This is a genomic window from Lutimonas vermicola (genome assembly GCF_038433205.1).
Lineage (GTDB): Bacteria > Bacteroidota > Bacteroidia > Flavobacteriales > Flavobacteriaceae > Lutimonas > Lutimonas vermicola.
This window is the reverse complement of record NZ_JBCDNA010000003.1, coordinates 838469-851011: the sequence shown is the minus strand read 5'-3', so window position 1 is coordinate 851011 and position 12543 is coordinate 838469. Positions and strand designations below refer to the sequence as shown.

Here is a 12543-nt window from a genome sequence, read left to right as displayed (position 1 = left end):
TTAAAGTTAGCCTGTAATAGCTGATTATGAACAAGTGTTAGGTTAATAAGAGCATTATAAATCAGCTCTAAATAGTTACTCAGCACTAATTTATTATATCTATAAACTCCTTAATCCTAAAACATCTTTCTTCTCCTAAATAAAGCGGATCACCATGTTTTTCAGACCAAAACCCATCAAGTATGTCCTTAGAAATACATCGGTAAACGGCAACACCTTTAAAAACATGATCATCACCACCAATATAGCTGAAGTTGATAACTAGAATATTATCTTTATAAAAGCCTAAGCCAAGTTGTTTTTGATCATTGTTTATTATCCATTCAGCTATAATTCTATTATTAGAATCGAGTGATAAACTTAACCTTCCTTTATATGTGTTCTTGCTATCATCCTGGTTACTTCCAATAATTGTGTATTCACCTACGATTTCTTCAATTTTCATTCAAATTACTCTTTAAAGATTTTGTGATTTTCTCAACCCATTCAATCTGCTTTTTATAAACCTGAGGTAAGGGATGGTAATAGGCCCATTCAACCCCTTCTTTTTCAACTCCATTTGCCTTTTTATCGTTAACCCTATGGATGGCATTTTCAGCTAGTTCTTTTAAACCTTTACCAACGCCCCAGGCAAATATTACAGGAATATCCTTAACAAATATGGAATCAAAATCATCTTTTCTTCGATCATCGAATATGGAATGAACTACACCTTTCTTATCCATTTCTAAGACTTTTAAGAGCATCGTATTTGACTTGGGCTCTCGTATATCAGAAAGGTTCAAAACCAGTGCATACTCAAGCCCACAGGAAGTCATAACTTGCATGATTTGTTTTTGGGTCCGATCTGGTATTGCTTCTGATTCTATTGTATTATTATCAATTCCATCAACCGGTTTTGAGCCTCCAGGATTCATCATTACAACCATGATGTCTGGCTTATTAATCAGGGAATTCTTTCTTTTAATATTGAGATACTTTCTAAACTTATATTCATCAATCATATAGAATAGTCCAGAAATGTCAAATTCAGATTTCATATTGGTTTTTATATTTTAAATTCGTGTTATTAAATGGTTTCACTGTTTACTTATAGGGCAACACTTAGCCTCGCATGAGGGTCATAAACCTCGCCTAATTTATCCTTCATTGCTTCTTCAATATAAATAGCAGGTCTTGACGCCGTAGTTGCTGCATCCCTCATCTTTGATACAGATTCTATTACATATTCTTGTCGATACTCTGATAGATTATAAAAGTCTTCCTGATCCTTTTGAGATGTGAAAAATTTACCCTGATTTTTCAATGAGGGTAAATCATTATATTTCGTCTTTAACTTATTCCAGTTTGACATTGAAATTTCTTTAGAGGCAGGCTTTTTTGTATTTTTTCTCTCTCTTTCTTGTTTGCGTTTAAACGTTCTTGTTAAGCCACAAATCTCATCATATATGTGCATCATTATATCATCAGAAGTAATATCTTCTAAAAAGCTATCTTCACATATTCCACCAATTTCATCAGAATCAAAAATAATATGATTTAGGTCTATTTCGGTTATTTGATTTCTGAGCTCTTCTAGCTTAGTTTCCAGTTCTTCATCGGTAAATCTCTTTACAAAATATTCATATTCTTCTTGATATACTTTCTTCTCATTAAAGTCTCTGAGAATAGTATAGGTTCCTTTATCGTCTTCAGATGAAAACACTTTATTCACAACAATATTTTTTATTTTGTTTTTTGGATCTGTTGTTGTTTCAATAATTCTATCTTGTTTTCTTTCTTCTGTTCTTTCTTCTACGGTTGGTGTTGCCTTTTTAGGAAAGTTGGTTTTAACCAGTTTGGTTGGTTGGTTTTGCACCAACCCGTTTAGTTCTTTTACATTGTTCTTCTGTAGATTATCAATTGTTGCTTTGAAGTTTCTACTTCTTTTTTCTTCTTTAATTTTATCTGCTTCTATTGACCTTGACATTTCTTTTTTACCATAATTTAATGACTGCTCAAACCAGATCTTAAATTCAGATTCCAAAGCTTTTATATATATATTTATGTCTTCAACATGAATTGTATAATGCTTTGTATTTCCTTGACCTTTTTTAGTTGCGGTAACAAGCCCTATTTTTTCTATTTTAATCATTTGACGCTTCACGATATCAGGTCCCAGTCCTGTCGCCCTAGAAAGGAAACCATTTGAAACTTTAACGGAATATTGGTCATCATTAGTTTGGACGAGTTTATCTAAATTTTGATTATATATATAAATCAAACCATCAATTAAGATGGCAAAATTCGCACCGTGCTTCCGAGTTAAAAACTTTGATGCTCTACGAAAACCACCTTCGAATTCTATTTCTAATTCCTTCATAATAATACTCTTTTTTATTAATGCTCTTGAAGTTTTAATGAGGCAGGGAGTAGAGCTTCTCCTCTTCGATTGCAAATCTAGCCTCATCTATTTATACAAGTTCATTAATCAATTGACGCTCTTATTTTCTTTAAGCACTTTAATAATTTCATCGTAATCGTAGAAGAGTGTCCCTCCAATCTTGGTATGTGGAATAAGACCATTAATACGAAAGTTTTGCAGTGTGCCAGGACTAATTCCAAGCATTTTACGCACCTCCTTAGAACGCAACCATTTCTTAGGTTTAAATTCTTTGATTGACGTTGTTAAACTTTCTGATATCTCTTCCTTGAACTCTATTAGGTCTGCTTTTGTTATAAATTCTACTTTCATCTCAATTATTTTATGTGTTAATTAATCCCATATCTATTATGAGCTATTTAAATAATACACTAACTAGAATTAAGAATGTTTCTGGATGATAAAAAAAGTGATTTTTATTTCAAATTGATTCATTATTATGTGGTATATCCATATTATAAAATAATCTAAAAATGAAAAAACCTCGAATGAAAACCTGAGGCTAGGTTCATCTATTTAGAAATTATTACACAGCTTCTATAGATTGATCTGAGGAAATATCATCTACATCCATTAATTCAGTTATTTCTTGTGACACCCTAATATCAGTAGTCTTAGCATAATGAGCTGTTGATCTCCAATCAGATTGCCCAAGAATTTTACCAATAGTTTCTCTGCTTATAAGTTTATTAGCAAGAAAGGTTCCACAAGTATGACGAGCTAAATGAGTAGTAAGATTCTTCGATATGCCGCATATAGTTCCAATTTCTTTGAGGTAAGCATTGTACCTTTCGTTGCTTAATACAGGTAGAAGAATTCCTCTATTTTTACAACTAGGATTATTCTCATATTTTTTCAATATAACAGCTGCTTGAGGTAGAATTGGCACAGAACTAAGTTCTCCTGTTTTACTACGATAAATTTTTATCCACTTATTCCCATCAATTCCAGTAACTATATATTTATTGCTCAATTTTGCAAGGTCGGCATAACTTAAACCGGTATAACATACAAACACAAAAAGGTCACGTACTTGATCCAATCTTTTAATGTCAATTTCTTTATTTCTAATTATTTGAACTTCCTCTTCCGTAAGTGGATCTATTGTAACTTTATCAAATTTCACCTTATAGTTTATAAAAGGATTCGTTTTGATCCACCCTTTGTTTAGCGCTGACTGGATAATTTTTTTTAAAGTTTTGACATACCTTACAGTTGTGTTATTACCTATCAACTTTTCTGTTCTTAAGTAATAATCAAAATCATCCACGAACTGATAATCAATTTTTTTAATATTTAAATCGGGTACATTATATTGAAAAGTTAAGAACTCCTGCACATGGTTTGTTAGTGCAATATATTTTCTATAAGTACCTTCTTTAACAAGGTTTTTAGTTCGTTGGTTGTCTTCTTTAATAACTACCATTAGATGCTTGATTCTTTCACCTATCCCTAAATATTTATTCATTAAACTTTCAACCGTAATATCTTCAGCATTATAAATCATTTCTTGTTGCTTCTGGTACAGACTTTGTTTTACACTGTTTAAAAGCTTATTCAAACTGAGTATATCTTCAGTTCGTCCTTTCCCACACTGCTTACCTTTATCCCATCTACTTTTTAATATAGAGCGATTTAAGCTAGTTTCTTTGCGCTTCCCATCCACAGTAAGCCTTAAATAAATTTGACATTCTCCCTTCTTATTTTTTCTGTTTTTTAGATAAAATAGTATCGTAATTGAACCCATCCTAAAATTGTTTAAAAATTAATAATCTATACTTATACTACCCGAAATAAATGACAATAAAAAGATGCGTAAAACATTTGCACACAAATGATACATTATTTCTGGTGTCCATAAAAAGTTTTAAATAATGCGCCCGATTTGGACACCTTTAGAATGAGAAAAATTGTGAATTTTGATACATTTATGCATAAAAAAACACCATAAACATTTAATTTACGGTGTTTTGATCAAAATACTACTAAAGTAGTGACCCCGACAGGATTCAAACCTGTAACCCTCAGAGCCGAAATCTGATGCGCTATTCAGTTGCGCCACGGGGCCAGATAAATATTTTAACTCAACAATTCTTTCACAACCATTGAAATGGCTTTGCCATCGGCTTTACCTGCTAGTTGCTTTGAAGCCATACCCATTACTTTTCCCATGTCTTTCATTGAACTTGCACCGGTTTGGGCAATGATTGCTCCAATGGCTGATTTCAATTCTTCTTCCCCCATTTGGGCTGGAAGGAATTGTTCCAAAACTTTGGCTTGTGCAATTTCAGGTTCTGCAAGATCCATTCTGTTCTGCTCCTCGAAAATGGCTGCACTGTCTTTTCTTTGCTTTACCAGTTTTTGCACGATTTTTATCTCGTCGTCTTCAGTGAGTTCCACATTACCTCCGCTTGTATTTGCCAACAAAAAAGCTGACTTCAATGCTCTCAATGATTCAAGGGCTACTGTATCTTTTGCCTTCATCGCTACTTTCATCTGCTCCATTACCTGACTTTGTACACTCATAATCGAAAAATTTAGGGGAACAAATATACTAAAAACATTCAGGGTTTTTTGGTTCGATTCATGAATTATTTTCCCGTTCCAGGTACTTTAGTACTTCATATACTTTATGGCTCTCATATCCCTTTCTCAAAAGATAATCTGCCACTTTTTTCCTTTTTTTGTACTGATCGGGTTCACGGACGCCGTTAAACCTTTTTCTGCTGACCTCCATAAAGGTTTTCTCGTATGCCTCAGGCGATATCTCACTTAAGCCCGCCTTAACATTATACGCCGATATATCGCGTTGCTTCAATTCTCTTTCAATGCGCCTTCTGCCCCACTGTTTTATCCTGAACTTACCACGGGCAAAGCTTCTGGCAAATCTTTCTTCATTCAAAAAATCGTGTTCCATTAAATGCAGTAATATCAGTTCACGCGCCTCGGGGATCATTCTCATCTCTTTTAATTTTCTTTCAATTTCCTGATGGCATCTATCCTGGTAGACACAATATCTTTCAAGTGATCTCTTTGCCTCCTCCAAAGTATATGTTAACTTTTTTTCTTGCATGCAATAAAATAAATAGCATCCCAAATGTACTCTCATCACTTAATTTTTCCAAGATTAATCTGCTTTATCATGCTGAAGTACTATTTATGCCTTTATCTCCTACTCTATCTTATTCAGACATTCGCCCAATCTGCCCTTATCTCTAAACATGGATTTGAAAAATCGGGTGATAACTGGCCTATAGAAAATTTGTCCACTCCACTGTGCACTATAGAGGACGATACATGGAATTACCATGCTTCCCTTGGGGATATCATGCCCAGTGAAGGAGATTTATTCTGGGGGATACAAGACCTCAATGGAAATTGCGGCTCTTCAGGTTTTGAACATATTGAATTCTCTACAATCAATATCGCCGATTTCAGAAAGGTTATTTTGTCGTTTGATGTTCAGGTCCAGGGCTATGACAATGGCGATGATATGAAGTATCAGCTTTGGCTCGACGGGGTGATGCAACCTGAAGTTTTTTTTATAGAAGGGGAAGATAATTTCTCAACGGATGCCTGGACAAAGATCCAGATAGGCATATCTAACTCTATTTCTACCGTTAAACTCCGAATCAGCGTCAAGCAAAATGGATCCGATATAGCGGGGCTTGACAATATTCAGCTTTCGGGTGAACCCCTTCATTATTGTGCCGATCTGATGATTTCCGAATATTTGGAAGGGAGTTCTTCCAGATCCCATAGGAACAACTATATTGAGATTTACAACCCAAGTGATTCAATGCTTGACCTTGATTCCTATCAACTCGTAAAATATACCGGAAGTAATCTCGAGTATTCTGCAACACTCAGGTTGTCGGGAATGCTTGAACCCTGGTCTGTATTTGTTATTGAAGATGATCAGGAAACGCTGAACATACCCGCTGATCTTAGTACCAACAGTTCGGTGATGAACTTCAATGGCGATGACAAAATTGCTTTATACAAAGATGAAAAAATCATTGATCTGATCGGAGTTATCGGGGATTCCATCAATTTTGGAAAAGATCTGACGCTCAGGCGAAAAAGTTATGTCAAAAGCCCCAATAATGAATTTGACTTAAGTGAATGGGATAGCTATGGACCAGAAGTGACAAATGACCTGGGCTTTCATTCAAGTTATTGCAAAGAAGACCTTCCGGAAATAGAGCTATACGGGCTTGGGGAGCCTATTTTAGACAGAAGTACGGCCTCTACCAAAAAAAACAACACCTATTTTGGGGCCTTTCCCATTGCAAAGGATACGATTATCTATCGTTATTTCACCATTAAAAACTCCGGGAACAAGGGACTCGATGTGAACAATATTAAAATCTCCGGTACAGACGCCCTGCATTTCTCAACTGATTATTTAGCCCCCGTTAATATCCCGCCTAACGACAGCCTTGAATTCAATGTTTCTTATAGGCCTGTTCAATCAATAATTCATACGGCCAAAGTTGAAATCCACAATAGTGACGCTTCAGAAAATCCTTTTGCCTTTGTCATACAAGCCGAGGGTACGGCACCGGTAACACATCCCTTATTGATCTCTCAATACTATGAAGGTGCAGGGAATAATAAATGGATAGAACTAACCAATATCAGTGATCAGACTATTGACGAAAACACCTATTATCTTGCTTTATTTCGAAACGAGGACAGCTTTCATCCCATTGGAATAAAACCGAGCAGAAAGAAACTCATTCCGTCTATAAAAGCCGGAGCTTCGATCAAATTTTGCCCAACACTGAATGTCACAAGCCCTCAATATGCCCTTGACGGAAACGAGATCAAAACTTCAGTCTGCAGCTTTACGGGCGATGACATCTTGGTTATCTCAACTTCAGGGGAGGAATCTTGCTGGGCCGACAGGATCGACATTATTGGCAGGGAAGGTAACTGGGGGAGCAACCTCAGTATGGTTAGACAATACGGATGTAAGGCGGCATCTCCAAATACAGGTTTTGAAACTTTAGAATGGCTCGTTTATCCATATCCAGAAGTAGATACGGCATCAGACGGCGTCAATAAAAGAATCGGAATTCATGCTCTGGGGCCAACAACTTGGAGAGAAGGCTCATGGACAAACGGCCAGCCGGACCAGTATAGAAATGCTATCATTGACAGCGATTATTTCACTGATCTAAATGGCGACCTGGAGGCCTGTTCCCTGCAAATCTTAAAGACAGCTACCTTATCTGTTGACCCTTCCGACTATGTCAATATCGAAAATGATTTAACCGTAGAAGGTGTTTTGGAAATCAAGCACGAAGGGTCGCTTATCATGAAGAGTGATAAAGGAAATATTAAAAATAACGGTTTAATACAGGTACATAAAACAGCTATGGATCTCAAACCATTTGACTATACATATTGGTCGAGCCCGGTTGAAAATGCATATTTGGAAACCGTATTCAATGAATCTCCAAAAAATTCCTTTTATATATTCTCTGCATCAAACTTTGAAGACCGTGATCTCGATGGTCTTGATGATAACAATGATTCATGGGTGGCCGTTTCGGGGGTCATGCAAGTTGGGAGGGGTTATACTTCCATGGCGCCCAATGCCACCCCTTTTAAAAGCACTCAGGAGGTTGTTTTTAGCGGAGATCCAAATAATGGATCTATCGAAGTACCTTTATCGTTGCAAGCTGAATCCATGCCTCAACAACATCACTGGAATTTCATTGGCAATCCTTATCCATCTGCCATAGACGGGGAACTACTCCTCAACCACCCTTCTAATAGAGCTTTGACAGGTGGTACTTTGTATTTCTGGACACATCATACCTCGGCTGTCACAGATGGTTCTTTGGGTGACCAGAGCTATACGGCAGATGATTATGCGATATACACAATTGGAACGGGCGGCGTTAAAGCAAGTCAAAACGGAAAGGAACCTACACAGTTTATCAGCAGTTGCCAGGGTTTTTTTGCAGAAGTCCTGAAAGAAGGCCATCTTATATTTAATAATTCCATGCGAACCAGGGCCGGAAATGACAACTTTTTCAAACCGGTAAATTCGAAAAAAAAGAAACAGGAAAACAAGATCTGGTTAAATATTTCAAATGACAAAGGTGCTTTTAGTCAGTTGCTGATTGGCTTTGTTGACGGTGCTACCTTTGAATTTGACCAACGTTACGATGGACCCCGCCTGGGTTCTAAAAATTATCTTAGCTTTTATTCGGTTATTAAAGGTTATAAACTGGCAATTCAGGGCTTACCTCCTTTTCAGGGAAATGAAAAAATTCTGCTGGGGTTTGAAAGTAGAATTCCCGAAAACACTTCTTTACAAATAAGCCTTGACCCCTTGACCAGCTGGTCACCGGATACTGATATTTTTTTATACGATAAGTTGTTAAAACGAAGTCAAAATTTAAAGCTTGCGCCCTATGTATTTGAACTAAAAGAAGTAAAAAATTTCAGTGACCGCTTTGAATTGAGGTTTGACGAACAAAGATTGGATGATTTGGGGCATACACCCCAAGAATCAAAGATCATATGGCAGCTTCACGATAATAACTTGTCGGTAAGCACAAACAATAAAGACTTGATCAGGCGCCTGGAAATTTTTGATCTCAATGGCAGGAAATTAAAAGACCTGAACATTCAAAAGAGATTTATTGAGATCAGTTGGTCAGGCTTTCCCAAAAGGTCTGTTTATATATTGCGCGCCAAACTGCAGAACTCGCGAACAATTATTAGTAAAATACTCCCCTAAAGCCAAAAAAAAAGCCCCGCTCAAGCGGGGCTTTATGATATATAATTACCTTATTATTTTATCATTCTTATCGACAAATTCATACTTCAAGTAAGGATAAGCATCTCTTGGAACAATTTTGATCCACTTTTTATACTTAAGGAACCACTTCATTTGAATCGAATTCAAACCTTTTGTTAGATAGGAAGCGACAAATGAATGCACATGCAGTGCAATTCCCGGTCTGTCTTCTTCCATGATTCTCTTCAATAGGGTCTCAATCCTTTCAATCAAAATAATCGGTGCCTCTACTTCTCCATTTTTATTTGGATTATCCTCTTGAGTTTTGATATTTCTCTCCGGCCTCACACGCTGACGTGTAATCTGAACCAGTCCGAATTTACTTGGGGGCAATACCTTGTGTTTGGTACGTGAACTGCTCATCTCTTTTCTAAGATGATCATATAATTTCTTTCTGTGATCTGCCAAATGCATATCAATGAAATCTATGACAATAATCCCACCCATGTCGCGCAGCTGAAGTTGTCTCGCAATTTCAGAAGCTGCTATCATATTAACTTCGAGGGCCGTGTCTGCCTGTGAATTGGCTTTATTGGATCTGTTTCCTGAATTTACATCAATTACGTGCAAAGCTTCAGTATGTTCAATAACCAGATATGCTCCCTTTCGCATTGATACAGTTCGGCCAAATGCCGATTTTATCTGCTTCTCAATTCCGTAATAATCAAAAATTGGCACTCTCGATGTATAGTGCTTGGCAATAGATTTTTTCTCAGGTGCAATTCTTTCCAAATAGTCGACAATCTCCTGATGTAATGATAAATCGTTTGTAATGATACTCGTAAATGATTCGTCAAAAACGTCTCTTAAGATTGAAGAGGCTCTGTTTAATTCGGATAATACTTTTTGAGGAGCTTTTGCATTGGGAATCTGTTTGCACATATTCACCCAACGCTGAACGGAATACTGCAGATCTCTGTCTAATTCTGCTACTTTTATTCCTTGAGCAACTGTTCTTAAAATAACACCAAACCCTTTGGGTTTAATACTCTGAGCCAGTCTTTTTAATCGCTCCTTTTCTTTATTATTTGTGATTTTTTGGGACACTGACACACGATCAGAAAAAGGAACCAACACCAAATATCTTCCTGCAATAGATAGTTCAGAACTTATTCGGGGGCCTTTTGTGGAAATTGGTTCTTTAACAACCTGCACAAGCATATCCTGACCCGACTTTATTGCGTCATCTATTTTTCCGTGTTTATCAATATCTTTTTCAATCCGGAAATTCTTCAAGGTGTAATCCTTTCTTTTTCCTGAACTAACTTGTTGTGTGAAATTTTTTAAAGATGATAATTGAGGTCCTAAATCGTGATAGTGCAAAAAAGCATCTTTATCACTTCCAACATTCACAAATGCTGCATTTAGTCCCGATAAAGTTTTTTTGACTTTCGATAAAAAAATGTCTCCTACTGAGAAATTATTATCCAAAGTTTCATTGTGTAACTCAACAAGTTTTCCATCTTTTAATAAGGCAAAATCTATATCAGAGGAATTCGATCTAATAATTAATTCTGTTTTCACTCTGTTATATTTTTGGTTCTATTTGATTGATCTTTCAGATCTATTTACAAATAGATTGATTAATAAATGTTTTTGGTTATTCTAGATAACCTCCGTATTTGCCTAGGCAAATTTTATGTCAATGAACTTACTAAACTGAAAAATTAAAACAAATAGGTGATTGGTCACCTATTTGTTATTTTTTCTTCTTGTGTCTATTTTGTCTGCTTCTTTTCTTACGCTTATGCGTAGAAATTTTACTGCGCTTTCTTTTTTTACCACTTGGCATAATAAACTGAATTATAAGATTTTTATTACTTTACTGCAACGCTTTTTTTAACACTCTCTACAAAAACTTTTGCAGGTTTGAACGCAGGAATGTTGTGTGCAGGTATTTTTATTGTCGTATTTTTTGAAATATTTCTACCAGTTTTCTCAGCTCTTTCCTTAACGATGAAGCTGCCAAATCCTCTTAAATAAACATTATTTCCTTGGTTCAACGAATCTTTCACCTCTACCATAAAATCCTCTACCACTCTTAAAACATCAGCTTTTTCAATACCAGATTTTTCTGAAATGTTAGCTACGATCTCTGCTTTTGTCATTTTAAATTATTTATACGTTATTTATTTCCTTATTTGAGTCGGCAAATATAATACAATAAATCAATTTCGGAAAGCTAAATGATTAAAATTTAATTAGATAAAAAAATTGTACTATTGCAAAATGACGGTAAATTCTAAATTTTCTAACGCATTAATAATGTGGTATTTAATCAATCAACGTGATTTACCCTGGAGAAGCTCTAAGAATCCATATCTGATCTGGTTGTCTGAAATCATTTTACAACAGACGCGAATAGCGCAAGGCACCTCATACTATGAGAAATTTGTAAATGAATTTATTGATATTTTTGCCCTTGCCAAAGCCGATGAAAAGCATATTCTGAAATTATGGCAGGGACTTGGTTATTATTCCAGGGCCAGAAACCTGCACGCGACCGCAAAAATTATTGTCGATAAATACCAGGGTCAATTTCCTGAAACTTATGCTGAACTTATCTCATTAAAAGGTGTAGGAGATTACACTGCCTCGGCGATAGCCTCCATCGCTTTTGATCAGCCCCATGCAGTAGTAGATGGAAATGTCTATCGGGTGTTGTCAAGGGTTTTTGGAATCAGCACGCCAATCAACGAGTCAAAAGGTATTAAAGAGTTCAAACTTTTGGCCCAAAAATTATTGCATACCGAAGATCCGGGCACCTACAATCAGGCACTTATGGAATTCGGAGCCCTGGTCTGTACACCAAAAAACCCCAAATGCGACTCATGTATCTTTAATGATTCATGCTATGCACTGCAAAAAAGAACCATCGACAAACTCCCTGTAAAGCTTAAAAAACTAACAGTCAAAAAACGATATTTCAACTATCTGGTGGTTGACGACAATGGTGAATCGACAATTCTAAAACAGCGGCATCAAAAAGATATTTGGATGAACCTGTTTGAATTTCCACTTTATGAAACAGAACAAATTCTTGAAGATGAAACTGAGCTCGAGCATTTTATTCACAGGGACCTGATGATTGAAGGAACCTATTCAATCAAAAAGTATAATGAATTCCCGATTTTGCATAAATTAACGCATCAAACACTTTATGCTTCTTTTTGGATCATTAAACCTAAAGGGCGATTTAAAAACCCTGTTGCATGGGAAGATTTGAAGCAGATGGCTTTACCGGTATTACTTCAGAATTTTGTTGATAAATATCAAAGTCTGAATTAAGCCCTGCATTTCA

General features: G+C 36.0%; 11 protein-coding genes and 1 tRNA gene. 2 read left to right on the top strand and 10 right to left on the bottom strand.

All coding sequences use genetic code 11. From position 1 onward, the window contains the following. Positions 1-85: 85 nt before the first annotated feature. From AABB81_RS15825 to AABB81_RS15790, 8 genes are all read right to left on the bottom strand, one after another. Positions 86-445 carry a hypothetical protein gene (locus AABB81_RS15825; RefSeq protein WP_342161538.1) on the bottom strand — a complete coding sequence of 120 codons (360 nt, stop codon included), beginning with the start codon at positions 443-445 and terminating at the stop codon, positions 86-88. Next, the gene (locus AABB81_RS15820) at positions 435-1040 is read right to left on the bottom strand and encodes a DUF1643 domain-containing protein (protein ID WP_342161537.1); all 606 of its coding nucleotides are present in this window, start codon (positions 1038-1040) and stop codon (positions 435-437) included. Before AABB81_RS15820 ends, AABB81_RS15825 begins: the two co-directional genes overlap by 11 nt. A 50-nt stretch (positions 1041-1090) precedes the next feature. Beyond that, complete coding sequence (locus tag AABB81_RS15815; protein WP_342161536.1) at positions 1091-2362, bottom strand: hypothetical protein; 1272 nt, start codon at positions 2360-2362, stop codon at positions 1091-1093. A gap of 108 nt (positions 2363-2470) precedes the next feature. Continuing rightward, a complete protein-coding gene (locus AABB81_RS15810; RefSeq protein ID WP_342161535.1) occupies positions 2471-2734 on the bottom strand; it encodes a helix-turn-helix domain-containing protein in 264 nt (87 codons plus the stop codon). Positions 2735-2948: 214 nt separating this feature from the next. After that, complete coding sequence (locus AABB81_RS15805; RefSeq protein ID WP_342161534.1) at positions 2949-4169, bottom strand: site-specific integrase; 1221 nt, start codon at positions 4167-4169, stop codon at positions 2949-2951. A 247-nt stretch (positions 4170-4416) separates the two neighbouring features. Beyond that, a tRNA-Arg gene (locus AABB81_RS15800) sits at positions 4417-4490 on the bottom strand. An 11-nt stretch (positions 4491-4501) separates the two neighbouring features. Continuing rightward, positions 4502-4948: a GatB/YqeY domain-containing protein gene (locus AABB81_RS15795; protein WP_342161533.1), complete on the bottom strand. Its 447-nt coding sequence runs from the start codon at positions 4946-4948 to the stop codon at positions 4502-4504. 58 nt (positions 4949-5006) lie between these two features. After that, entirely contained in the window at positions 5007-5495 is a 489-nt protein-coding gene (locus tag AABB81_RS15790; protein ID WP_342161532.1) for a regulatory protein RecX, read from the bottom strand. Positions 5496-5564: 69 nt separating this feature from the next. On the opposite strand from AABB81_RS15790, the gene AABB81_RS15785 reads away from it, so the two are divergent. Next, a complete protein-coding gene (locus AABB81_RS15785; protein ID WP_342161531.1) occupies positions 5565-9182 on the top strand; it encodes a lamin tail domain-containing protein in 3618 nt (1205 codons plus the stop codon). Between the two features lie 45 nt (positions 9183-9227). Here the strand turns inward: AABB81_RS15785 and AABB81_RS15780 are convergent, their stop codons facing one another. Together AABB81_RS15780 and AABB81_RS15775 are read right to left on the bottom strand one after the other, a co-directional pair. Further along, a complete protein-coding gene (locus AABB81_RS15780) occupies positions 9228-10766 on the bottom strand; it encodes an Rne/Rng family ribonuclease (RefSeq protein WP_342161530.1) in 1539 nt (512 codons plus the stop codon). A 293-nt stretch (positions 10767-11059) separates the two neighbouring features. Further along, positions 11060-11350: an HU family DNA-binding protein gene (locus AABB81_RS15775; protein WP_342161529.1), complete on the bottom strand. Its 291-nt coding sequence runs from the start codon at positions 11348-11350 to the stop codon at positions 11060-11062. 121 nt (positions 11351-11471) lie between these two features. On the opposite strand from AABB81_RS15775, the gene mutY reads away from it, so the two are divergent. After that, entirely contained in the window at positions 11472-12530 is a 1059-nt protein-coding gene (gene mutY / locus AABB81_RS15770) for an A/G-specific adenine glycosylase (protein WP_342161528.1), read from the top strand. Positions 12531-12543: the final 13 nt, after the last annotated feature.

Bases quoted from the DNA above. Each gene is read 5' to 3' on its own strand.
- AABB81_RS15825 (WP_342161538.1), bottom strand. From the start codon at position 445: ATGAAAATTGAAGAAATCGTAGGTGAATACACAATTATTGGAAGTAAC.
- AABB81_RS15820 (WP_342161537.1), bottom strand. From the start codon at position 1,040: ATGAAATCTGAATTTGACATTTCTGGACTATTCTATATGATTGATGAA.
- AABB81_RS15815 (WP_342161536.1), bottom strand. From the start codon at position 2,362: ATGAAGGAATTAGAAATAGAATTCGAAGGTGGTTTTCGTAGAGCATCA.
- AABB81_RS15810 (WP_342161535.1), bottom strand. From the start codon at position 2,734: ATGAAAGTAGAATTTATAACAAAAGCAGACCTAATAGAGTTCAAGGAA.
- AABB81_RS15805 (WP_342161534.1), bottom strand. From the start codon at position 4,169: ATGGGTTCAATTACGATACTATTTTATCTAAAAAACAGAAAAAATAAG.
- AABB81_RS15795 (WP_342161533.1), bottom strand. From the start codon at position 4,948: ATGAGTGTACAAAGTCAGGTAATGGAGCAGATGAAAGTAGCGATGAAG.
- AABB81_RS15790 (WP_342161532.1), bottom strand. From the start codon at position 5,495: ATGCAAGAAAAAAAGTTAACATATACTTTGGAGGAGGCAAAGAGATCA.
- AABB81_RS15785 (WP_342161531.1), top strand. From the start codon at position 5,565: ATGCTGAAGTACTATTTATGCCTTTATCTCCTACTCTATCTTATTCAG.
- AABB81_RS15775 (WP_342161529.1), bottom strand. From the start codon at position 11,350: ATGACAAAAGCAGAGATCGTAGCTAACATTTCAGAAAAATCTGGTATT.
- mutY (WP_342161528.1), top strand. From the start codon at position 11,472: ATGACGGTAAATTCTAAATTTTCTAACGCATTAATAATGTGGTATTTA.